This window comes from Candidatus Eisenbacteria bacterium (assembly GCA_005893275.1).
Taxonomy (GTDB): domain Bacteria; phylum Eisenbacteria; class RBG-16-71-46; order SZUA-252; family SZUA-252; genus WS-7.
The window spans coordinates 1-20,511 of sequence record VBOW01000045.1; the positions used below are offsets into that span (position 1 = coordinate 1).

At 67.3% G+C, this 20,511-nt stretch carries 20 protein-coding genes and 1 other RNA gene; all 21 read right to left on the minus strand.

Annotated elements, in window-relative coordinates:
- Positions 1 to 1,173, minus strand: a 1,173-nt coding sequence (gene trpB / locus E6K76_09220) for a tryptophan synthase subunit beta (GenBank protein ID TMQ57922.1), incomplete at its 3' end; no start/stop codon positions are given.
- Positions 1,127 to 1,759, minus strand: coding sequence for a phosphoribosylanthranilate isomerase (locus E6K76_09225; GenBank protein TMQ57923.1), 633 nt, complete (start codon positions 1,757 to 1,759; stop codon positions 1,127 to 1,129). The genes trpB and E6K76_09225, both read right to left, overlap by 47 nt.
- Entirely contained in the window at positions 1,759 to 2,583 is an 825-nt protein-coding gene (gene trpC / locus E6K76_09230) for an indole-3-glycerol phosphate synthase TrpC (protein ID TMQ57924.1), read from the minus strand. The genes E6K76_09225 and trpC overlap by 1 nt, the downstream gene beginning before the upstream one ends.
- Positions 2,583 to 3,608, minus strand: coding sequence for an anthranilate phosphoribosyltransferase (gene trpD, locus E6K76_09235; protein TMQ57925.1), 1,026 nt, complete (start codon positions 3,606 to 3,608; stop codon positions 2,583 to 2,585). The genes trpC and trpD overlap by 1 nt, the downstream gene beginning before the upstream one ends.
- Positions 3,605 to 4,198 (minus strand): aminodeoxychorismate/anthranilate synthase component II, encoded by a 594-nt coding sequence (locus E6K76_09240; protein ID TMQ57926.1) that lies wholly within the window; start codon positions 4,196 to 4,198, stop codon positions 3,605 to 3,607. Before E6K76_09240 ends, trpD begins: the two co-directional genes overlap by 4 nt.
- On the minus strand, positions 4,195 to 5,670 hold the full coding sequence (gene trpE / locus E6K76_09245) for an anthranilate synthase component I (protein ID TMQ57927.1): 1,476 nt from the start codon (positions 5,668 to 5,670) through the stop codon (positions 4,195 to 4,197). Before trpE ends, E6K76_09240 begins: the two co-directional genes overlap by 4 nt.
- Complete coding sequence (gene recN / locus E6K76_09250; protein ID TMQ57928.1) at positions 5,667 to 7,403, minus strand: DNA repair protein RecN; 1,737 nt, start codon at positions 7,401 to 7,403, stop codon at positions 5,667 to 5,669. Before recN ends, trpE begins: the two co-directional genes overlap by 4 nt.
- A 3-nt stretch (positions 7,404 to 7,406) precedes the next feature.
- The gene (locus tag E6K76_09255) at positions 7,407 to 8,303 is read right to left on the minus strand and encodes an NAD(+)/NADH kinase (GenBank protein ID TMQ57929.1); all 897 of its coding nucleotides are present in this window, start codon (positions 8,301 to 8,303) and stop codon (positions 7,407 to 7,409) included.
- On the minus strand, positions 8,300 to 10,225 hold the full coding sequence (dxs, locus tag E6K76_09260; GenBank protein ID TMQ57930.1) for a 1-deoxy-D-xylulose-5-phosphate synthase: 1,926 nt from the start codon (positions 10,223 to 10,225) through the stop codon (positions 8,300 to 8,302). Before dxs ends, E6K76_09255 begins: the two co-directional genes overlap by 4 nt.
- A complete protein-coding gene (locus E6K76_09265) occupies positions 10,222 to 10,668 on the minus strand; it encodes a divergent PAP2 family protein (protein ID TMQ57931.1) in 447 nt (148 codons plus the stop codon). Before E6K76_09265 ends, dxs begins: the two co-directional genes overlap by 4 nt.
- A 13-nt stretch (positions 10,669 to 10,681) precedes the next feature.
- On the minus strand, positions 10,682 to 11,590 hold the full coding sequence (locus tag E6K76_09270; protein TMQ57932.1) for a polyprenyl synthetase family protein: 909 nt from the start codon (positions 11,588 to 11,590) through the stop codon (positions 10,682 to 10,684).
- A complete protein-coding gene (locus E6K76_09275) occupies positions 11,553 to 11,846 on the minus strand; it encodes an exodeoxyribonuclease VII small subunit (GenBank protein TMQ57933.1) in 294 nt (97 codons plus the stop codon). Before E6K76_09275 ends, E6K76_09270 begins: the two co-directional genes overlap by 38 nt.
- Positions 11,843 to 13,249 carry an exodeoxyribonuclease VII large subunit gene (gene xseA, locus E6K76_09280; GenBank protein ID TMQ57934.1) on the minus strand — a complete coding sequence of 469 codons (1,407 nt, stop codon included), beginning with the start codon at positions 13,247 to 13,249 and terminating at the stop codon, positions 11,843 to 11,845. The genes E6K76_09275 and xseA overlap by 4 nt, the downstream gene beginning before the upstream one ends.
- Entirely contained in the window at positions 13,246 to 14,130 is an 885-nt protein-coding gene (locus E6K76_09285; protein ID TMQ57941.1) for a bifunctional 5,10-methylenetetrahydrofolate dehydrogenase/5,10-methenyltetrahydrofolate cyclohydrolase, read from the minus strand. Before E6K76_09285 ends, xseA begins: the two co-directional genes overlap by 4 nt.
- Before the next feature lie 8 nt (positions 14,131 to 14,138).
- A complete protein-coding gene (locus E6K76_09290) occupies positions 14,139 to 14,945 on the minus strand; it encodes a TIGR00282 family metallophosphoesterase (GenBank protein ID TMQ57935.1) in 807 nt (268 codons plus the stop codon).
- A gap of 8 nt (positions 14,946 to 14,953) precedes the next feature.
- A complete protein-coding gene (gene rny, locus E6K76_09295; protein ID TMQ57936.1) occupies positions 14,954 to 16,522 on the minus strand; it encodes a ribonuclease Y in 1,569 nt (522 codons plus the stop codon).
- Positions 16,523 to 16,545: 23 nt separating this feature from the next.
- Positions 16,546 to 16,727: non-coding RNA, 6S RNA (gene ssrS / locus E6K76_09300), on the minus strand.
- 73 nt (positions 16,728 to 16,800) lie between these two features.
- On the minus strand, positions 16,801 to 17,094 hold the full coding sequence (locus E6K76_09305; GenBank protein ID TMQ57937.1) for a cell division protein ZapA: 294 nt from the start codon (positions 17,092 to 17,094) through the stop codon (positions 16,801 to 16,803).
- A 68-nt stretch (positions 17,095 to 17,162) separates the two neighbouring features.
- Positions 17,163 to 17,465 (minus strand): hypothetical protein, encoded by a 303-nt coding sequence (locus E6K76_09310; GenBank protein ID TMQ57938.1) that lies wholly within the window; start codon positions 17,463 to 17,465, stop codon positions 17,163 to 17,165.
- The gene (locus E6K76_09315; protein TMQ57939.1) at positions 17,462 to 19,882 is read right to left on the minus strand and encodes a phenylalanine--tRNA ligase subunit beta; all 2,421 of its coding nucleotides are present in this window, start codon (positions 19,880 to 19,882) and stop codon (positions 17,462 to 17,464) included. The genes E6K76_09310 and E6K76_09315 overlap by 4 nt, the downstream gene beginning before the upstream one ends.
- A 9-nt stretch (positions 19,883 to 19,891) precedes the next feature.
- The coding region (gene pheS / locus E6K76_09320) for a phenylalanine--tRNA ligase subunit alpha (GenBank protein TMQ57940.1) at positions 19,892 to 20,511 on the minus strand (620 nt) is incomplete at its 5' end.

A 20,511-nucleotide genomic window follows, 5' to 3' on the forward strand; every position in this document is an offset into this window, starting at 1 on the left:
GGCGGCGATCGCGCGTGAGCGTCCCGCGCGCATGAGGTACGCGAGCGCATGAGAGGATTCGAGCGCGGGCAGGATTCCTTCGGTTCGGGCCAATAGATCGAACGCATCGAGCGCCTCCTGGTCCGCGGCGCTCTCGTAGGTGACACGCCCCGCCGCGTGCAATGCGGCGTGTTCGGGTCCGACGGCAGGGTAGTCGAGACCCGCCGATATGGAATGTGTGGCGCGGATCTGTCCCGCGTCATCTTGAAGGACCTGGGTCCTCGTTCCGTGGAGCACCCCGACTGCCGGCCGGGCGAAGCGTGCCGCGTGCCGGCCGCTCTCGATGCCTTCCCCGCCCGCCTCGACCCCGACCATCCGCACCGACATGTCCCCCAGAAAGGCATGAAAGAGCCCGATCGAGTTGCTTCCGCCGCCAACGCACGCGACGAGCAGGTCCGGGAGCCTTCCCGCGAGCGCCTGGATCTGCGCCTTGGTTTCCCGGCCGATCACCGATTGGAAATCGCGCACCATGGTGGGATAAGGATGCGGCCCGAGCACCGAGCCCAGCAGGTAATGGGTCGTTCGGACCGAAGCCGACCAATCGCGCATCGCCTCGTTGATGGCATCCTTGAGCGTGCGGCTCCCCGAAACGACCGGAACCACCTCGGCGTCCAACAAACGCATGCGCTCCACGTTGGGATGCTGGCGTTCCATGTCCAGCTCCCCCATGTAGACCACGCACGAAAGCCCGACCCGCGCGCACGCGGTCGCGGTCGCGACACCGTGCTGCCCGGCTCCGGTCTCGGCGACGATCCGGGTCTTGCCCATGCGGCGTGCGAGCAACGCCTGCCCGAGCGCGTTGTTGATCTTGTGCGCGCCGGTGTGGAGGAGGTCCTCGCGCTTCAAGACCACGTGCTCCAGTCCGACCGCCTCGCCGAACCGCGTTGCGTGGGTCAGCGGTGTGGGGCGGCCGGCGAAGGTCTTGAGCTCCCGTTCGAGCTCGACCTGAAAGGCGGGATCGACCCGCGCCTCGTCGTAGGCTCGCGCCAGCTCCAGAACGGGGGTGAAAAGGATCTCGGGCACGTAGACACCGCCGAACTCGCCGAACCGCCCGGCCCCGCCGTTCACCGCTCCACCTCTCCCACGCTCAGGAGCGCTTCGGTCGAATGCGGTCGGCTTGGCGGACCCGCTCAACGAACGCCTGAACCTTCGCGGGGTCCTTTCGACCCGGCTCGGATTCGAGGCCGCTCGAGGCGTCGACCCCGAAGGGTCTGACTTCAAGAACCAGCTCGGACACGCTCTCGGAACGCAGGCCCCCGGCCACGATCAGCCGGAGCCCCGAGTTCACGCCGCGGCGCGCCCAGTCCCAATCGGCGCGCTTCCCCGTGCCCCCGGGCAACACGGGATCCTGTGCGTCGAGAAGATAGGTTCGCAGCGGCACCATCGGAAGCGCGGCCGGTTCGGGAAGCGATGCGCCGCGAAGGACGTGCCAGATCTCGTACGCCCCGGCGGGCGCGGCGTCGTCCCACCCCCGCACCTGAACCGCGTGGACGGGAAGCCCCTCGATCGCGCGCGCAACCTCCTTCGGACCCTCGTCGGCGAACACGGCCACGAGAAGTGTGGCCGCCGGCAGCGCAAAGGCAATCTCTCGCGCGCGAGCCGCGGTCACGCGGCGCGCGCTCTCGGTCAGCACGACGCCGATATAATCGGCGCCGGCCCGGGCGGCCATGGCGGCGTCCTGGGGCGTCGTCACGCCGCACACCTTGATCCGGGTCCGCATCAGCCCGATTTCCTTTCCGTGGGTTTCTTTTCCGACGCCAACCCGAACAAAGTCGTGAACGCCTTTTCGATCGATTCCGCCTTGAGGAGTATCTCGCCGACCAGAACGCCGTCCGCGCCCACGCGCTCCAGCTCCCGGATCTCCTCCCGCGCGCTGTAGCCGCTTTCGGCGATCCGCACGCGGTCGGCGGGGATCAGAGGCAGGATGCCCGAAGCATGGTGGCGCCGCATCTCGAGCGTCCTGAGATTTCGGTTATTGACCCCGACCGCGCCTTCCAGGGCGATCGCCCGCTCCACCTCGGTCCTCTCGTGGACCTCGATCAAGAGCTCGAGACCGATCTCGCGCGCGAGAGCGGCGTAGTCTCGAAGCTGCCCCGGGCTCAGGAGCGACACGATGAGAAGGGCCGCGTCCGCGCCGTTCGCGCGCGCTTCGTACAGTTGCCGTTCGTGGACGACGAAATCTTTGAGCAGGACCGGAACCGAAACGGCTTCCCGGACCACCCTCAAGTCCTCGATGGACCCCTGAAAGCGAAGCGGCTCGGTCAGGACCGAGATCGCAGCCGCGCCCACGCGCTCGTATTCTTTCCCGATCTCGGCGGGATTGAACTCCTCCTTCAGCACTCCGGCCGAGGGGGAGGCGCGTTTGATCTCCGCGATCACCCGAAGGGGCTCGCCCGAGGGGCGCCGGAGCGCAGCGATGAACGCCCGCGTATCCGTGGCGCGGGCTTCGGCATCGCGCCTCAGCTCGATCGTGGGGACGTGAAGCGCTTCCCGCTCGAGCCGTTCCCGTCTCTCTTTCGCGATCGTGGTGAGAAAGTCCGCCATCACCTGTCTCCGAGCTTCTGCGACAACGCGATGAACCGCTCGAGCGTGCCGAGGGCCCGACGGGAATCGATCTGCTCCGTCGCGAGCCTCGCGCCGTCGATCAAAGTAGGCGCTCCCCCGGCGATCCAGAGCGCGGCGGCCGCGTTCAAGACCAGAGCGTCGCGCCTCGGACCGCGTTCGCCCGACAGCACCGAACGGAGGATTGCGGCGTTTTCGCCCGGGTCCCCTCCCCGGAGCGCCGCAACCCCCGCCGGCGGAAAGCCGAGCGATTTCGCTTCGAGCGAGCACGGCTTCCCGGCTCCACCCGGGCCGGCCTCGACCGCCGTATTTCCGTCCTCGAGCGAGAGCTCATCCAGCCCGCCCGCGCCGTGCACCACGAGCGCCCGCTTGACGCCCAGCCGGGAGAGCACGTGCGCCACGGTCGCGACGCGGTGACCGTCCGCCACGCCGAGGAGCTGGTGCGTGGCCCGGGCGGGATTCGAAAGCGGCCCGAGCCAGTTGAAGAGCGTTCTCACTCCCAGGTCGGCCCGGGCGCGGGCCACGTGCCTCATCGCGGGATGGAATCGTCTCGCGTTCAGAAACGTGAATCCAGTTTCTTCGAGCGCTCGCGCAGCGCTCTCGGGTCCGAGGTCGATCCGGGCCCCGAGCGCCTCCAGCACGTCGGCGCTCCCCGAGCGGCTCGAGACCGACCGGTTTCCGTGCTTGGCCACGGCAATGCCCGCGGCCGCGGCGACCAACGCGGTCGCGGTGGAGATGTTGTACGTCTGGGAGCCGTCCCCGCCGGTGCCGCACGTATCCAGCAGCGTCTCGCGTGACGCAGGAAACGGGACCGCCTCCGCGCGCAGCGCTTCGGCGCCCCCGAGCATCTCGTCGCCGGATTCCCCTCGCTGCGCGAGCGCGAACAAGAATGCCGCGATCTGCGCGTCGGCGACCTCCCCCCGCATCATCGAGCGCACCGCGGCGCCCGTTTCCTCGCGACTCAGCAGCTCGCCGCGGACGAGCCGCGGCAGAAGCTCCCGGATCATCGCGGCTTCGTCTTGGCGGAATCCGGCACGAGACGGAGGAAATTCCGTAGGAGGTCCTTGCCGCACGTCGTCAGGATCGACTCCGGGTGGAACTGGACCCCCCAGGTCTCGTGGTCTTTGTGCCGCACCGCCATGATCTCGTTCTCCGGGGTCCAGGCCATCACTTGTAAGACATCGGGGAGCTTGTCCCGCGACACGATGAGCGAGTGATAGCGGGTGGCCTGAAACGGATTGTCCACGTCGAGGAAGATGCCCCGCCCGGTGTGGATCACGGCGGAAGTCTTCCCGTGCACGAGCCTCTCGGCGCGGACCACCTTGCCGCCGAACACCTCCCCGATGCATTGGTGCCCCAGGCAGACTCCGAGGATCGGGACCTTCCCGGAGAGCCGCTCGATGACGGCGCTGCTGATCCCGGCGTCGCCCGGGCGTCCCGGTCCGGGAGAGATCACGACCGCCGTGGGCTTCCTGCGTACGGCGTCCTCGACCGAGATCTCGTCGTTCCGGACCACCTCGGGCGTGTTCCCCAGCTCCCCCAGATACTGGACGAGGTTCCAGGTGAACGAGTCGTAGTTGTCGATCATGAGGATCACGAATCAAACCCCCGCGACGCAAGCCGCACCGCCTCTTCGACCGCCCGTCCTTTGTTCCTCGTCTCGAGCCACTCCGCCTCGGGATCGGAATCGGCCACGATGCCCGCCCCGACGCCGCAGTGGATCCTTCCGCGCTCGAAGGTCGCGGTCCGGATCGCGATGCAAAAGTCGGCGTTCCCGTGGAAATCAAAATACCCGACCGCGCCGGCGTAGGCGCCGCGCCGCGCGGGCTCCATCTCCTCGATGAGCTCCATCGCCCGCTTCTTGGGTGCGCCGCTCACGGTTCCGGCGGGAAAGCATGCCCGGACAACGTCGAACGGGGAGAGGCCGTTTCGGATTTCACCCTCGACCTGGCTGACGAGGTGCATCACGTGCGAGTAGCGCTCCACCTCCATGAAGCTCGTCGCCCGCACGCTTCCCACGCGCGCGATCCGCCCGACGTCGTTTCGGCCGAGGTCGACCAGCATCACGTGTTCGGCGCGGTCCTTTTCGCTCGCGCGGAGCTCGCGCTCGAGCGATTCGTCCTCCGCGCGGGTGGCCCCGCGGTGGCGGGTCCCGGCGATCGGGCGGAGCGCGATTCTCGAGCCCGATACGCGCACCAGGACCTCCGGCGAGGAGCCGGCGATGGCGCGTTCCCGGTTCTTGAGAAAGAACATGTAGGGCGAAGGGTTCAGGATCCGAAGCGCGCGATAGACATCGAACGGGCTGACCGGCGCCTCCGCGTCCAGCCGGTGCGCCAGCACGAGCTGGACGGTATCGCCGGCCCGGATGTGCTCCTTTGCTCTCTCGACGCCGGTCATGTAACGCTGCTCGCCCATATTGCTTACGAACGTCACCTCGCTCGACGCAGGAGGGGGTTCCGGGGTCGCCGGCGGAAGCCCCCTGAGCCTCGCCACCATCTCATCGATGGTGGCTACCGCCTCGCGATACTTCCGCTCGGGCTGTCCGTCGGGACGGCTGTTGACCACGAACCGAAGCCTGTGGCGGAAGTTGTCGAAGACCAAGACTACCTCCGGGAACACGAAATGGAGGTCCGGCTGGGCGAGGTCGTCGGGGAGCGAGGACGGGAGCCGCTCGAGAAAGCGCACATAATCGTATCCGATCAGACCCACCGCGCCGCCGCTGAAGGGGGGGAGCCCCGGCACGTCCGCGGCGCGCACGTCGCTCAGCAGTGATTCCAGGACGGAAAGCGGATCCCGGCTTTCCATCCGCTCCGTGCGCTCGTCCCGCCGGATCTCGACTTCGGTCCCTTTCGAGCGGAACTCGAGCCCGGGTCGGAAGCCCAGGATCGAGTAGCGGCCCCAGTTCTCACCGCCTTCCAAGCTCTCGAGAAGAAAAGACGCATCTCCTCGGTCCAGCTTGGTGAACGCCGACACCGGCGTGTCCAGGTCGGCGAGAATTTCCCGCGTGACCGGCACGAGGTTCTTCTCGCGGGCCAGCTCGACGTATTCGGCGAGGGGCGGACGGGTCATGCGCCTCTCGATGCCGCCCGGCGGGCTCTCGGGGACGGAACGCTCGCCCCGTCTCGAACCGCATCGAGGAGCTCCCGGGCCTGCCGGCGGGTCGTCTCGGTGACACGCGCTCCGGCGAGCAGCCGCGAGATTTCCTCCTCGCGGTCCTTCCCCGTCAACATGCGTACGCCGGTGGTCGTGCGGCCGCGCGTGGACGATTTGACGACCTCGAAATGGCGCGTCCCATGGGCGGCGATCAGAGGCAGATGGGTGATGCAGAGCACCTGGCGGCGGCTCGCGAGCGCGCGGAGGGTCCGGCCGACTTCCTCGCCCACAGCTCCTCCGATTCCTTGGTCGACCTCGTCGAACACGAGGACCGCGACCCGGTCCCGCTCCGCCATCAAGGATTTGACCGCGAGCATGACTCGGGAGAGCTCGCCTCCCGACGCGATCCGACGCAGCGAACGCGGGGGCTCGCCCGCGTTGGGCCGGAACTGAAATTCTAGGCCCGGGATCGCGGCAGGGTCAATCGCGGGCCGGTTGCGCGGGTCGTCCGACTCGACGAGCGCGATCGAGAGCGACGCCTTTTGAAATCCGAGCTTCTGGAGCCGGGCTTCGACGTCCCGCTCGAAGCGGGCGGCCTCGCGCCTTCGTTTGTCGACCAACGCATCGACTTCCCTCCCGAACTCCACCATCCGCTGCTGGAGCGCCGCGTCGCGCGAGTCGAGGCCCTGTCCTCCCGGATCGAAAGCGCGGGACCGCGCCCAGAGCGAATCGCGGAGCTCCATGAGGCCCGGGAAATCGGTCCGGTGTTTCCGCTTCAGGCGGTGGATCAAATCCAGCCTCGTCTCGAGCTGATCCAACGGCAGCGGCTCTTCGAGCGCCCGCGCTTCCACGCCTTCGATCCTCGCGGCCAGATCGCGAAGCGAGTCGAGGAGCGACTCCGCCTGATCGGCGAGCGCGCCTTGGTCCGGAACCGTCGAGGCGAGCGAGCGGAGCATGCGCGCCGCGCGCCGGACGAACCCTTCGGCAGCCCCCTCCTCGGCGGCGAGCGACTCCCGCGCGGTCCGAAGCGATTCGAGCATCCTCTCACGCTGGCGGAGCCGCTCGCGCTCCTCGTTGAGCCGCTCTTCTTCACCCGTCTCGAGCGAAGCATCGGAAAGCTCCGCGAGATCTTCGCGCAGGCGCTCCTCGTCGGCCCGGTCCCGCTCCCACGCGGCGCGGTCCGCCCGGAGGGCGCGCTCCTCCTCGACGATCGCGGCCCGGTCGCGCTCGAGCGCCGTTCGCGCCTCCAGCACGCCCGCCCAGGCGTCGTAGAAATCGGCTTGGCTCTCGGCGCGGAGCAGGAGCTGATGCTCGTGCTGGCCGTGGAGATCGACGAGAAGATCGCCCAGCTTGCGAAGCTGTGAGATCAAGACCGTGCGCCCGTTCACAAGCGCCCGGTTCCTGCCGTCACCCGTCAGCTCGCGGCGCACGATGACGCAGTTCTCTTCCGGCTCGATCTCGAGCGCCCGTACGGCCTCGAGGAGGTCGGGGCGTCCGCCCAGGTCGAAATTTCCCTCGACGAACCCGCGATCCTCCCCCGCCCGCAGCCAATCGGGGTCCGCGCGCTCACCCAGGAGAAGCGCGACCGAGCCCAGGATGAGCGACTTCCCCGCTCCGGTTTCCCCCGTCAGGACGTTGAGCGCGGGATCGAACGAAAGCTCGATTCGGTCCACGAGCGCGAGCCCCTGGATCGAGAGCCAGGTGAGCATCGATCACCCGCGAAGCCGCGTGCGGGACGGAGAGCCGGCCCAGGCCAGCTTTTGACGCAGGACCTCGTAGAAGGACTCGCGCTTGAGCGAGAGCATCTGCACGCGCGACTTGGCCCGACGGACCTCGACCTCGTCTCCGGCCGCGAGGAGGCGCGAGATCTGGCCGTCGATCGTAAGCCGGGCGCGGCTCACGTTTTGTCCGAGGCGGATCCGGAACTTCTCGTCGGCGCCGACGAGGAGCGGACGAAACGCGAGGGAATGCGGGCAGATCGGAGTCGCGAGCAGCGCCTCGATCGTGGGGCGCACGATGGATCCGCCCGCGGAGAGCGAATAGGCGGTCGACCCGGTCGGCGTCGCCACGATGAGCCCGTCCGCCGCGAGCGTTCCGATCGAAGTCGGCCCGATCCGGATGTCGAGCCTCACCATCCGCGACTCGTCCGCCTGGTGAATCACGACGTCGTTGAGCCCGCTCTCGGACCAGACCGCCCGCCCCTTGCGCGACCGGACACGGGCCTCGATCATCATCCGCGGCTCGATCTGCACTTCCCCCGCGAGGAGCCGCTCCAGGGCGGGATAGAGGTCGGACTCCGCCGTCTCGGTGAGGAAGCCGAGCCCGCCCACATTGACGCCGAGGATCGGGACCCCCGCGCGCGCGGTTTCGCGGGCGGTCGAAAGGAAGGTGCCGTCGCCGCCCAGAACGAGGACGGCGTCGACGCGCGAAACGAGCGATTTAAGCGGGAGGCCGGCGCCCACGCCGCGCACGCCTTGGCAGAGACTTCGCTCCAACGTGACGCTCAAGCCGCGGTCGCGAATCCAGCGGACGAGCGCGGGGAGCAGAGCCCGCGCCCCTTTCTTCTCCCGGTTCCCCACGATTCCGACCCGGCGGGGTGGGAGCGTCATGCGTTCGTTCCGACCGGCGCGAACGACTCCGGTTGCGGTCGGGGTTCCTCCTTGAGCCAGCGCTCGATTTCCCGAGCGATTGATTCGGCGTCGAGCCCGGCGTGGCGCAGGAGCGAGTCTCGCGTGCCGTGGTCGAAGAAGCGATCGGGGACGCCGAAGCAACGTACCCGCATCGCCGGGCCGCCGCTCTTGGCGAGAAGCTCCAGCACCGCGTCGCCGAATCCGCCGGGGAGCGCTCCTTCCTCGAGCGTGACGATCCGCCCGGTGCGACGCGCCCAGTCCACGATGAGGCGCTCGTCCAGCGGCTTTGCGAACCGCGCGTTGATCACCCCGGCGCTGATTCCGCTCTCCGCGAGCTTTCTCGCGGCCGAACGGGCCGGATCGACCATGGTGCCGTACGCGACCAGCACGATGTCCCCGCCGGGCTCGAGAAGCTCCGCTTCACCGATCGGAAGGGGTCGGGGCCGAGGGTCGAGCGGCACGCCGAGGCCGCTTCCGCGCGGATAGCGCACTGCAATCGGGCCCTCCCCGTAGGCGGCCATGGTCGCGAGCATGTGGCGGAACTCGTTTTCGTCCTTGGGAGCCATGAGGACGAAACCCGGCAGGCAGCGCATATAGGAAATGTCGAAGACCCCGTGGTGGGTAGCTCCGTCCTCGCCGACGAGCCCGGCCCGGTCCAGCGCGAAGCGGACCGGCAGCTTCTGCACCGCGACGTCGTGGATGATCTGGTCGTACGCGCGTTGCAGGAAGGTCGAGTAGATCGTGGCGAAGGGCTTCGCTCCGGCCGCGGCGAGCCCGGCGGAGAAGCAGGTTCCGTGCTGCTCCGCGATGCCGACATCGTGAAAGCGATCGGGGTAGGCGGTCGCGAACTTGGCCAGCCCGGTACCGTCCGGCATGGCGGCGGTGATCGCCACGATGGAGGGATCGCTCGCGGCGAGCTCGGTCAGGGTCTGGCCGTAGACCTCCGTGTAGGTCGGAGCGGACGGCTTCTTGGCACTGGTGCCGGTGAGCTTGTCGAAGGAGCTCACGCCATGGAATTTCCGCGCGTCCTCCTCGGCGAACCGGTACCCCTTTCCCTTTCGGGTCAGCGTGTGGAGAAGCACCGGCCCCTTGATCACCTTCAGGTGTTTCAAGACTTCGATCAGGGTGGGCAGGTCGTGCCCGTCGATCGGCCCGTAGTACTTGAAGCCGAACTCCTCGAAGAGGATGTTCGGGAGCACGAGATTCTTCATGCTCTCCTTGATCCGGCGAACGAGCTTCCGCGCCTTTCCCCCCGCGGGCACCTTGCCCAAGAGCTCCCACACGTCGATCTCGAGCCGACGATAGACCGGCGCCGAGGTGATCCGCGTGAGGTAGCGCGCGATCGCGCCCACGTTGGGGGAGATCGACATGGAGTTGTCGTTCAGGACGACGAGGAGGTCGGTCGCGACCACGCCGGCTTGATTCAACCCCTCGAATGCGAGGCCGCCCGTCAGGGCGCCGTCCCCTACGACGGCGATCACCTTGTGTTCCTCGCGCTTCAAGTCACGGGCGCAGGCGAACCCCAGGGCCGCCGAGATCGCGGTCGAAGCGTGGGCGGTGCCGAACGGATCGTAGGCGCTCTCCACCCGGCGCGGAAACCCCGAGAGGCCCCCTTCCTTCCGAATGGTGTCGAACCGGTCGTTTCGGCCCGTGAGGATCTTGTGTCCGTACGACTGGTGTCCGACGTCCCAGATCAGGATGTCGCGCGGGGTGTCGAAGACGGAATGCAGCGCGAGCGTCAGCTCGACGGTGCCCAGGCTGGGCGCCAGGTGGCCGCCGTTGGCGGAGACCACATGGACGATTCGCTCCCGCATCTCCTCGGCGAGCTCGACCAGCGCCTCGAGAGACAGCCCCTTCAGGTCCTCGGGGGTGCGTACGGAATCGAGATGACGGGTGCTCACGGGCCTCCCGGTGGGCGGAAGATGGCCATCGAGAACAGGACGCCGATGATGGCTCCGACGAGCACTTCGAGCGGCGTATGCCCCAGGAGCTCTCGCAAGCGATCGTGGGGCGGCCCCGGAAGCTGGATGTGCTCGTGCAGGATGCGGTTCAAGAGCGTCGCTTGACGGCCCGCCGCGCGCCTCAGGCCCGCGGCGTCATACATGACAATGAGGCTGAAGAATACGACCACGTTGAACAGGACGGAATCGAAGCCTTCCAAGAGCCCGACACAGGTGCTGAGCGCCGACACCGACGCTGCATGCGAGCTAGGCATCCCTCCCGTCTCAACAAAGCGCCTCACGTTGATTTTCTTCTCTCGCAGGAGGAACGTCAACACCTTGCTCAGCTGCACCAGGAGCCCGCACGCGAGGGCATGAACGAGGGGGTTGTTGGCCGCCGTCATGGGCATCCTCCGCCTAGCTCGTGCGTTTCTCGAGGAACTCGGTCAGCGATTCGAACTCCGCCGCGCGACGGCCCAGACCGCGCGCGATCCGCCTGGCCTCGCGGAGCAACCGTTCCGATTCCCCCTCGGCGCGCTCCACGCCGACCGCCGCCGGCGCCGTCGCCTTTCCGCGCGCCCGGTCGGAGCCGACGGCTTTGCCGATCTTCTTCCGGCTCGAGCGGACGTTGAGGAGATCGTCTCCGATCTGAAACGCGAGCCCGACGCGCGAGCCGTAGTCGCTGAAGCGGCGCTTGAGCGCGGGCGTCGCTCCTCCGATCTCCGCCCCGAGGAGAAGCGATCCGCGGATCAGCATCGCCGTCTTGCGGGCGTGCATCGCGAGGACGCGCTTCAGCGGGAGCCGCTTCCCCTCCGACAGGAGATCCATCGCCTGCCCGCCGATCATGCCCCCCGTCCCGGTCGCCTCGGTGACGATCCGGATCAGCGCCCGCGGGTCTCTGGCCCGGCCCAGAGGCGACGACGCCAGGGTTTGAAAGCCGAGCGCCAGGAGCGCGTCGCCGGCCAGGATCGCCATACCTTCTCCGAACACGACGTGGTTGGAAGGACGCCCTCGCCGCCAATCGTCGTCGTCCATGCCGGGCAGGTCATCGTGGATCAGACTGAACGTGTGAATCATCTCGAGCGCCACCGCGGCCGGAACCGCGGGCGCACTGGTGCCCAGGATCGATTCACAGGCGAGAAGGCAGAGCGCGGGCCTCAGGCGCTTCCCTCCCGCGAAGACGCTGTACCGGATCGCGGCGTGCAGGGGGCGAGGCTCCTCGCGTGCGGGCGGGAGCCGGGCATCCAGCGCCGAGTCGATGCGGCGCCGGGCGCGGTCGAGGTAGCGTTCAAAAAGGGAGCTCGTCGGCTCCACGCTCCTCCTCATCGAGCCCCGGCTCGGCCTCCGCGAGCGCCGCGCCCTCCTGGGTCAGGCGCTGAATCCGTTGTTCCGCCTGGCCGAGGACGGCCGTGCACTGCTTCACGAGCCTGATCCCCTCTTCGAACGCTCGAATCGACTCCTCGAGCGAGAGATCCCCGCGCTCGAGACGCAAGACCAGCTCTTCCAGCCGCTCCATCATCTGCTCGAAGGAGGGGCCCTCGGCCGCCGGATTCACCCCCGGCTCGGCTCCCTTTCGCTTCATGGCGTCTCCTCGTCGGCCCCGGGGGCATAGGGCTCAACCCGCGTCACGCGCGCCCCCGCCCGCGCGTCGTAGAACTGCACTTCGATGGGGTCGCTCTCCCTGAGCCCCGCGCCGCGCTTTAGGAGGATGCCCTGCCCCTCGCTCCATACGAGGGCGTAGCCGCGTTCGAGCACGCGGTGGTGGTCGAACGAATCGAGGAGCCTTGCCTGGCTTTGGATCCGCTCGCGTTGGCGCGAAAGACGGGAGGTGACCGTCTGCAGCGCGCGACGGCGGATCGCCTCGATCCGATCGCGGGCGCGGGCGAAGGAGCGGCTCGGCGCGTGGCTGCGAAGCCGCTCGGTCAGCACCTCGGTCCGGCGGCGGCGGGAGATCACCCATCCGCTGAGCGCGCGCGAGAACCGGTCCTGGTACTGATCCAGCGATTGAAGCCCTTCTTGGATGCGGCGCTCGGGACGCTTGAGCGCGTGGTGGTGCTCGAGCGCGCGAAGGTGCGTGCGCGCCTGGCCGATCTGGCCGAGGATCCGGTTGAGGGCGTGCCGGCTCATATCGAGCAGCGTGCGCCGGATGTCTTCCAGATCCTTCAATATCTCCTGGCCTGCGTGGCTGGGGGTGGCGACGCGCAGATCCGCGGCGAGATCGGCGAGCGTGAAATCCACCTCATGCCCCACGGCGGAGACCACCGGAATCCGCGACGCGACGATGGCGCGCACGACCGCCTCCTCGTTGAAGGCCCAGAGGTCCTGGGGGGAGCCTCCCCCGCGGCCGACCACGATCACGTCGACCAACCCCCACGCGTTCATTCGCCCGAGGGCGGCCGCGATCTCCTGAGCGGCACCGTCCCCCTGGACGCGCGTGTCGACGACGGTGATCGACGCGTAGGGCGCCCGGGTCCGAATGACCCGGACCATGTCCTGGAGCGCCGCCCCGGAAACCGATGTCACGATCCCGATTCGCGTCGGGTACCGCGGGAGGCTGCGCTTCCGCTCCGGCGCAAAGAGCCCCTCGGCCTGAAGCTTCCGCTTCAGCGCCTCGAATCGGGCCTGCAGCGCGCCGTAGCCCACCGGCTCGACCCGGAGGGCGCGGATCTGGTAGTTCCCCTGCTTCGGATAGACCGTGACTTCGCCTTCCACCTGGACCGCGATCCCGTCTTGCAGCGCGTCTCGAGCGGGCGCCGCTTGGCTCGCGAAAAGCACGACGCGGATCTCGGAGAGCTCATCTTTGAGGGAGAAATACACGTGCCCGCTCGTGTGCTTGCGGAGGCCCGTCACCTCTCCCTGGACGAGGACCACGCCGAATCGGTCCTCGAGGAGATTCTTGATGCCCTGGGTGAGCTCGGAGACGGTGAACACCCGGTCCGGACGTCCCGGTGCCGGCAGCGGAAGGACTCGGCCCCGCGGATTCATCCCGCTCCCTCCTGTGCCTCCACGGCGTCGGCGAGATTGCGAAGCAGGAACGCCACCGTCATCGGTCCGACCCCGCCCGGAACCGGGGTCACCGCCGACGCGACCGGGCGGACCGAGTCCATATCCACGTCGCCCTCGAAGCGCGGACCGCCTGGATCGGGGGTGGGGATCGGGTGAATCCCGACGTCGATCACCACCGCGCCGGGCCGAACGTACTCGGAAGTTATGGCGCGGCGCCGTCCGATCGCGACGACCAGAATCTCTCCTTCCCGGGCTACGGACTTGAGATCTCGCGTCGCCGAGTGGCAGAGCGTGACGGTGGCGTTGAGGCCCGGGCTTCGCTCGGAGAGAAACACGGAGAGAGGGCGGCCCACGATGCGGCTTCTCCCGATCACCACGGCGCGCTTTCCGGCCAGGTCGCCGCAGTGCCGGCGCAGGAGCTCCAACACACCGAGCGGTGTCGCGGGCCGATGGGCGGGGAGCCCGTGCACCCAGCGCCCCACGTTCCGCGGATGAAGCCCGTCCACGTCCTTGATCGGGGCGATATCCTCGAGATAGAGGTCCTCATGAAGGTGCGATGGAAGCGGCAATTGCAAAATGATCCCGTGAATGTCGCGGTTCTCGCTCAGCCCGCGGAGCTTCGCGTGGAGCGCATCCTCGCTCGTGGTTCCGGGGAGGCGCTCCACGCTGGCGCGCACCCCCAGCTCTTGGGCGGCACGGCTCTTCGAGCGGACGTAGGGGTTTCCCGCCGGCGTTTCGCCCACCGTGACGATCGCCAATCCCGGCTGAACGCCTCGCGCCGCGATCCGGTCGAAGCGCTCCTTGGCCTGGGCCCTGATCTCCGCAGCCGCCTCCTTGCCCCAGAGAAGCGTCGCCGTCATGGTGTCCTTCACGACACTCCCGAACGACCCGTTGAGTCCAGGTTCATCGAGACCCGTTCGATGTGCCGGCAGTGCCCGGTTTCCTCGTCCACGTCGAGGTGGACGCCGTGGAGCTTCACATCGCCGGTGGCGGGCTCAAAGCGCGTGGGCAGCTGGGTGAGAAATTTTCGGATCGCCAATTCCTTCTGAACCCCGATGACCGACTCGTGCGGGCCGGTCATCCCGGCGTCCGTGATGTAACCCGTTCCATTCGGGAAGATCCGCTCATCGGCCGTCTGGACATGCGTGTGGGTTCCCACAATCGCCGAGACGCGTCCGTCCAGGTGCCAGCCGAGGGCGATTTTCTCCGCCGTCGCTTCCGCGTGGAAGTCGACGAAGATCACCTTGGCCTGGTCCTGCATCGCGGCGATCTCGCGGTCCGCGACCCGAAAGGGGCACTCGATGTCGTTCATGAAAACGCGTCCCATGAGGTTCAAGACGCCGACCGGAACGCCGCCGTGCGTCCGGAAGAGCCTAGCGCCGGTGCCCGGGACGCCGGGTGGATAGTTGTGCGGCCTCAAGAGAAGGGGCTCCTGATCCAAAATCGGGAGCACCTCCCTCCGATCCCAGATGTGATTCCCGCTGGTCATGCACTGGACACCGAGCGATTTCAACTCCTCCAGGATGTCCTTGGTGACGCCGAAGCCCGCGGCCGCATTCTCCACGTTCGCCACGAGAAAATCGATTCCCATCGAGGAGACGAGCTCGGGCAGGAGATCCCGTACGGCTCTCCGGCCCGGCGAGCCGAAGATATCCGCGATGAAGAGGATGTTCACGAGAAGCCCTAGCGGGCGTACTCCATCGCTCGCGTTTCGCGGATCACCACCACCTTGATTTGGCCGGGATACTGAAGCTCCTTTTCCACTTTGCGCGCGACGTCGGAGGCGAGCTGCAGCGCGCGCGAGTCGTCCACGTGTTTGGGTTCGACCATGATCCGAATCTCGCGCCCCGCCTGGATCGCGAAGGATTTCTCCACGCCCGGGAAGCTGTCCGCGATCTTCTCCAGCGCTTCGAGGCGCTTCACGTAGTTCTCGATGCTCTCGCGCCGCGCGCCGGGGCGCGCGCCTGAGACCGCGTCGGCAGCCATGACGAGAGCCGCGTAGAGGTTCTCCGCCGTGGGATCGTGATGGTGATACCCGACAGCCTTCACCACGTCCGGCGGCTCGCCGTACTTCTGCGCGAGATCCATGGAAATCTGGGCGTGCGCTCCTTCCACCTCGTGGGTCACGGCCTTGCCCAGATCGTGGAGAAGGCCCGACCGCTTGGCGATCTGGACGTCGAACCCGAGCTGGCCGGCGATCATGCCGCAGATCCAGGCCACCTCCTTCGAGTGCTGGAGGATGTTCTGGCCATAGGAGGTTCGGTACTGGAGCCTCCCGAGAAGCTTCACGATCTCGGGGTGGATCCCGTGAAGACCCACCTCCAGAACCGCCGCTTCCCCCAGCTCGATGATCTGCTCATCCAGCTCCTTCTGGACCTTCGCGACCACTTCCTCGATGCGGCCGGGGTGGATGCGTCCATCCGTGACGAGACGCTCGAGCGCGCGTTTCGCGACCTCGCGCCGCACCGGATCGAATCCGGATAGGATGACCGCTTCCGGCGTATCGTCGATGATGACGTCGATCCCGGTTACGGTCTCGAAGGCCCGAATGTTCCGCCCTTCACGGCCGATGATGCGCCCTTTCATCTCGTCGCTCGGCAGGTGGACCACGGAGACCGTGGACTCGGCGGAGTGATCGGCCGCGCAGCGCTGGATCGCGAGCGTGATGATCTCGCGGGCCTCGCGTTCGGCATTCCGGTTCAGATCCTCACGGATCTCCTGGAGCCGCTTCGCGGCCTCGGAGCGGGCCTCGTTTTCGAGATTGGTGATGAGCTGCTGCTTCGCCTCGTCGGCGGTCATACCGCTGATCCGCTGCAGGCGCGCATTCTGCTCGACCAGCACCCGCTGGAGCTCCTTGTCCCGCTCATCCACCTGGACGGTCTTCGTCTCCAGCTCCCGTTCGAGCCGTTTCTGATCGCGGTCTTTCTTGTCGAGGACCTCGGCGCGGCGGTTGAGGTTTCCTTCCTGCTCCTGGAGCTTCCGTTCGACCTGGAGCAGCTCGCTCTTCAGGGTTTGGGTTTCGCGGTCCAGTTTCGCCTTTTCTCGAAACCACTCGTCTTTGGCTTCGAGCAGGGCGCTCTTTTTCTGGTTCTCTGCCTCGCGTTCGGCCTCGCGGATGATCTTCTCGGCGAGTTGCTCGGCCCGGAGGACCTTGCCCTCTCCGATGCGCCGATGCGCAGTCCAGCCGAGGAAGAACGCCACCATGGCGGCGCCGAGCGCAAAGAGGATCGTAGCTAGCGGGGATAGCAGCATGTGAGTTCGACCTCCTTATATGAAAAAGCCCCGCCAATGCCGTGCACACGAGACTTTTGAACCTGGATTCTCCAGGTGGGCGCCCCAGCTTCGGGTTCGCGCCGCCCGCATGAGGCCGGGCTTCCGCTATGCCGAAGGTTCGGGCTCCCTGCTTTTGAGTCGTGGCTCAAAAATGCCTGGTGTATCACGTACATGGCAGGGCGCCTTACTGTCGCTTTCGTATCGTGTCCCCTACGAGATCCCTCCTCCTGGTCTGGAACGCGTCGCCGTTTCCTCGGTCAATCCTCGCGCAGGCAAGCGTCGAGGGCGGAGCCCAAGGTTCGGGCCTTGCCCTTCAGATCCGTCAAGAGCCGATCTTTCTCCGTTCGTTCCCGGAAGAGCTCATCGGCGATGTTGAGCGAGGTGAGGATCGCGATCTTGGCCGGGGACCCGGATGAGAGGCGGCGGTCGAGCTCGCGCATCTTGGCGTCGACGTAGGCCGCGACCTCACCGATGTATACCGGGTCGGCCCCCTTGATCTTGTATTCGCTTCCGAAGATCGTCACGCTGAGCGTGTCCGGTTCCGTTGCCATTGCGATTCCCTCGGATCTCTGGTTCGGCGACGGTCCTGGCCGGGAGGTGACGGGCCGGACCGAAGCAATTAGGCGTGTACCGCCTTCTCCAGAATGGACAGTTTGACCAACATCTCCTCGACGCGCCGGGCGATCGCGCGACGCTCGTCGAGGAGCGACGTGCGCTCCAGCTCGAGCGCATGAAGCTTCGGCTTCAGGTCCGACGAGCGTTCCTTTCCGACCGAGTTCTCCAGGACACGGACGCGCTCCTTGAGCTCGCGGTTATCCCGCTCCAGAGCGCGTTTCTCCTCGCGGAGCCGGTCCAGGAGCTTCGCGGCCGCCTGGATCTTTCGTTCCAGCTGGTCGAGTTCGGCGATCATGGTCATGGTCATGGTCGTCCCGCGGCGGTCGACTCCACGCCGCCCCTTAGGGTAGCACGCACGGTCGAGCCCAGCGCGCGGACGATATTCTGCACCGCTTCGTCGACTTCCCGATCTTGTAATGTGCGGTCGGGTGAACGAAATTCGAGCGCGTACGCCAGGCTCTTCTTGCCCGATCCGAGCTGCTCCCCCTCGAAAACGTCGAACAGCCTGACGCTCTCGAGGAGGCTCCCTCCGCTTCTCCGGATCGTCGCTTCCACCTCGCCGTGCAGCACCGCGCGGTCCACGAGAATCGCGAGGTCCCGCTTTACGGCGGGATACTTCGGCAGCGGTTGGAACCGCCTTCGGGGCGGTACTGTCTCCGCGATCGCGGTGAAATCCAGCACGGCCGCCCAAGCGGGCCGCTCCAGACCGGCCGCCGCCGATAGCTTCGGTGCGACTTGCCCGAGCCGCGCGAGCCGTTTTCCGTCTGTTTCAATCGCAGCTCCGGCTCCGCTCGCCCACCAAGTTTCATGGTATGGGCCGCTCTTTCGTGAGTCAATTCCCAAAGCCTCCAGGCAGGACTCGACAGCGCCCTTGAGCTCCAAGTAACGGTCCGGGTCCGCGCCGGGCTGGCTCCACGGATCGGGCGTTCCCACGAGGACGAGGCCTATCTCGCGCCGCTCGGTGCCGAGCGGTGGGGGCGAGGCCCGGAAGACCTTTCCTGCCTCGACCAGACGCACTTCATGGGCGCCGTGGCGCAGGTTTCGCGCCGCGGCCTGGAGCAGCCCGGGCAAAAGGCTAGGCCTCAGGTGCTTGAGCTCGCGGCTCTTTGGATTCTGAATCTCCCAAAGCTCCGTCACTCCTCCCGCCGGCAGGACCTCGGCGGGCACGTCGCCGACCAGCGCGTTGATTAGAACTTCATCGAAGCCAAAGCCGCAAACGGTGTGAACTATATCCCTTACGAGATCGGGTTCCTGCGGCTCCCTGTACCCGGTCACCGCCAGGCCCCTCACCCGCAAGGGAATCCGGTCGTAGCCTTGAACGCGAGCGACCTCCTCGATCAGGTCCTCCTCGATCTCCAGGTCCTTTCGATACGAAGGCACCTCGAATTCCGCGGATTCATCCTCGCCCCGCCAGCCCTCGGTCTGACGAATCTCGAGGCTCAGGAGAGCGCTGGTGATCGCGGCACGCTCGAAATCCACCCCGAGGAGCCGGTGGAGCCTGGACCGGCGGAGCCGGACCCGCTTGGGGGGCTCTTTCCCCGGCCAGAGATCCACGACGCCCTCGGCCACGGTGCCCGATGCAACCTCGGCAAGGAGGCGCGCGGTCTCATCCAGCGCGAGAGCCACGCCCTCAGGATCCACCCCCTGGATGAAGCGCTGCGAAGCATCGGTGTCGAGCCCCAGGGCGGACGCTGCCTTTTTCGTCAGGACGGGGGAAAACTCGGCCGATTCGAGCACGACGGTGGATGTCTTGTCGGTCACGCCCGAGTGGAGCCCACCCATGATCCCGGCGAGCGCCATGGGACGGGCGCGATCCGCAATCACGAGCACCTCTGGGGACAGGGCCACGGAGCGGCCGTCGAGGAGCGTGAGCTCCTCTCCGGCTCGGGCGCGGCGCACCACGATTTCATTCCCCGCCACCTTCGACGCGTCGAAGGCATGAATCGGCTGGCCATGCGTGCGGAGGATGTAATTCGTCACGTCGACGACATTGTTGATGCTGCGAAACCCGGTGGCTTCGAGTCTTTGCCGGAGCCACTCGGGCGAGCGCGCGATCCGCACGCCTTCGACCACGCGCGCCATATACCGCCCGCAGTCCCTCGGGTTTTCGATCGTGACGCGCGGGACCGCCGCCTGTGCGGTCGCGCGGAGAGCCGGCACGGGCTTCAGCGCCCCTCCCCCGATCGAGGCGATCTCCCGCGCGAGGCCGCGGACCGGCATGCAATCCGTGCGGTTCGAAGTGATCTCGACGTCGAGGATCGCGTCGCCCGGACCGAGCACATCCCGCAGCGGCGTGCCGGGACGCGGCGAGTCGGGCAGGACCCAGATTCCCTCCGACTCCTCCGAGAGCCCCAGCTCGCGCTCGGAGCAGATCATCCCCTCCGACTCCACGCCGCGGATCTTGCTCTTTCGGAGCTTCGTGCCGTCCGGAAGGCGCGCGCCGATCTGCGCCACCGCGACCGCCTGCCCCGCCGCGACGTTCGAGGCGCCGCAGACGATCGAGAGCTTCGCCGTGCCGACATCGACCAAGCAGAGGCGCAGACGGTCCGCGTTCGGATGCGGCGCGACCTCGAGCACACGCCCCACGATGATCGCCGGGTCGAACGACACCCGCCGCTCGATGGATGCGACCGGGAACCCGCGCATGGCCAGAGCATGCGCCAGAGCTTCCGGTGTGGGCGGAAGGTCGACCCAGTCGGCCAGCCAGCCCCACGTGACTTTCATGGAGCCCCCCTAAAACTGGTGGAGGAAGCGGACGTCGCTTTCGTAGAAGAGACGGATGTCGGGAACGCCGTGGCGCAGCATGACCAGCCGCTCGATCCCCGCGCCGAACGCGAACCCGGTCCAGCGCTCAGGATCGTAGCCCACGGAGCGGAACACGTTCGGATGGACCATGCCCGCGCCGAGCACCTCGAGCCAGCCCCCCGAGAGCGGACCACAAACGTTGCACCCCTTGCCACCGCAGAAGAAGCAGCGGATCTCCACCTGCGCGCCCGGCTCCACGAACGGGAAATAGGAAGGCGAGAAGCGAAGCTCCGTCTCCGGCCCGAAGAATTCTTTCAGGAACCGGTCCAGCGTCCCTTTGAGGTCCGCCAGGCTCACGTCCTCGTCGACGTACAGTCCTTCGATCTGGTGGAACTCGAAGTTGTGCGTCGCGTCCACCGCCTCGTTCCGGTACGCGCGGCCGGGGCAGATGATCCGCACCGGGGGCGTTTGGGATTCCATGACGCGGATCTGCACCGAGGAGGTATGGGTCCGGAGGAGCACGTCGGGTCTCAGATAGAACGTGTCCGTCGTCGCCCGGGCGGGATGGCCCTCGGGCATGTTGAGCGCGCCGAAATTGTGCCGGTCAT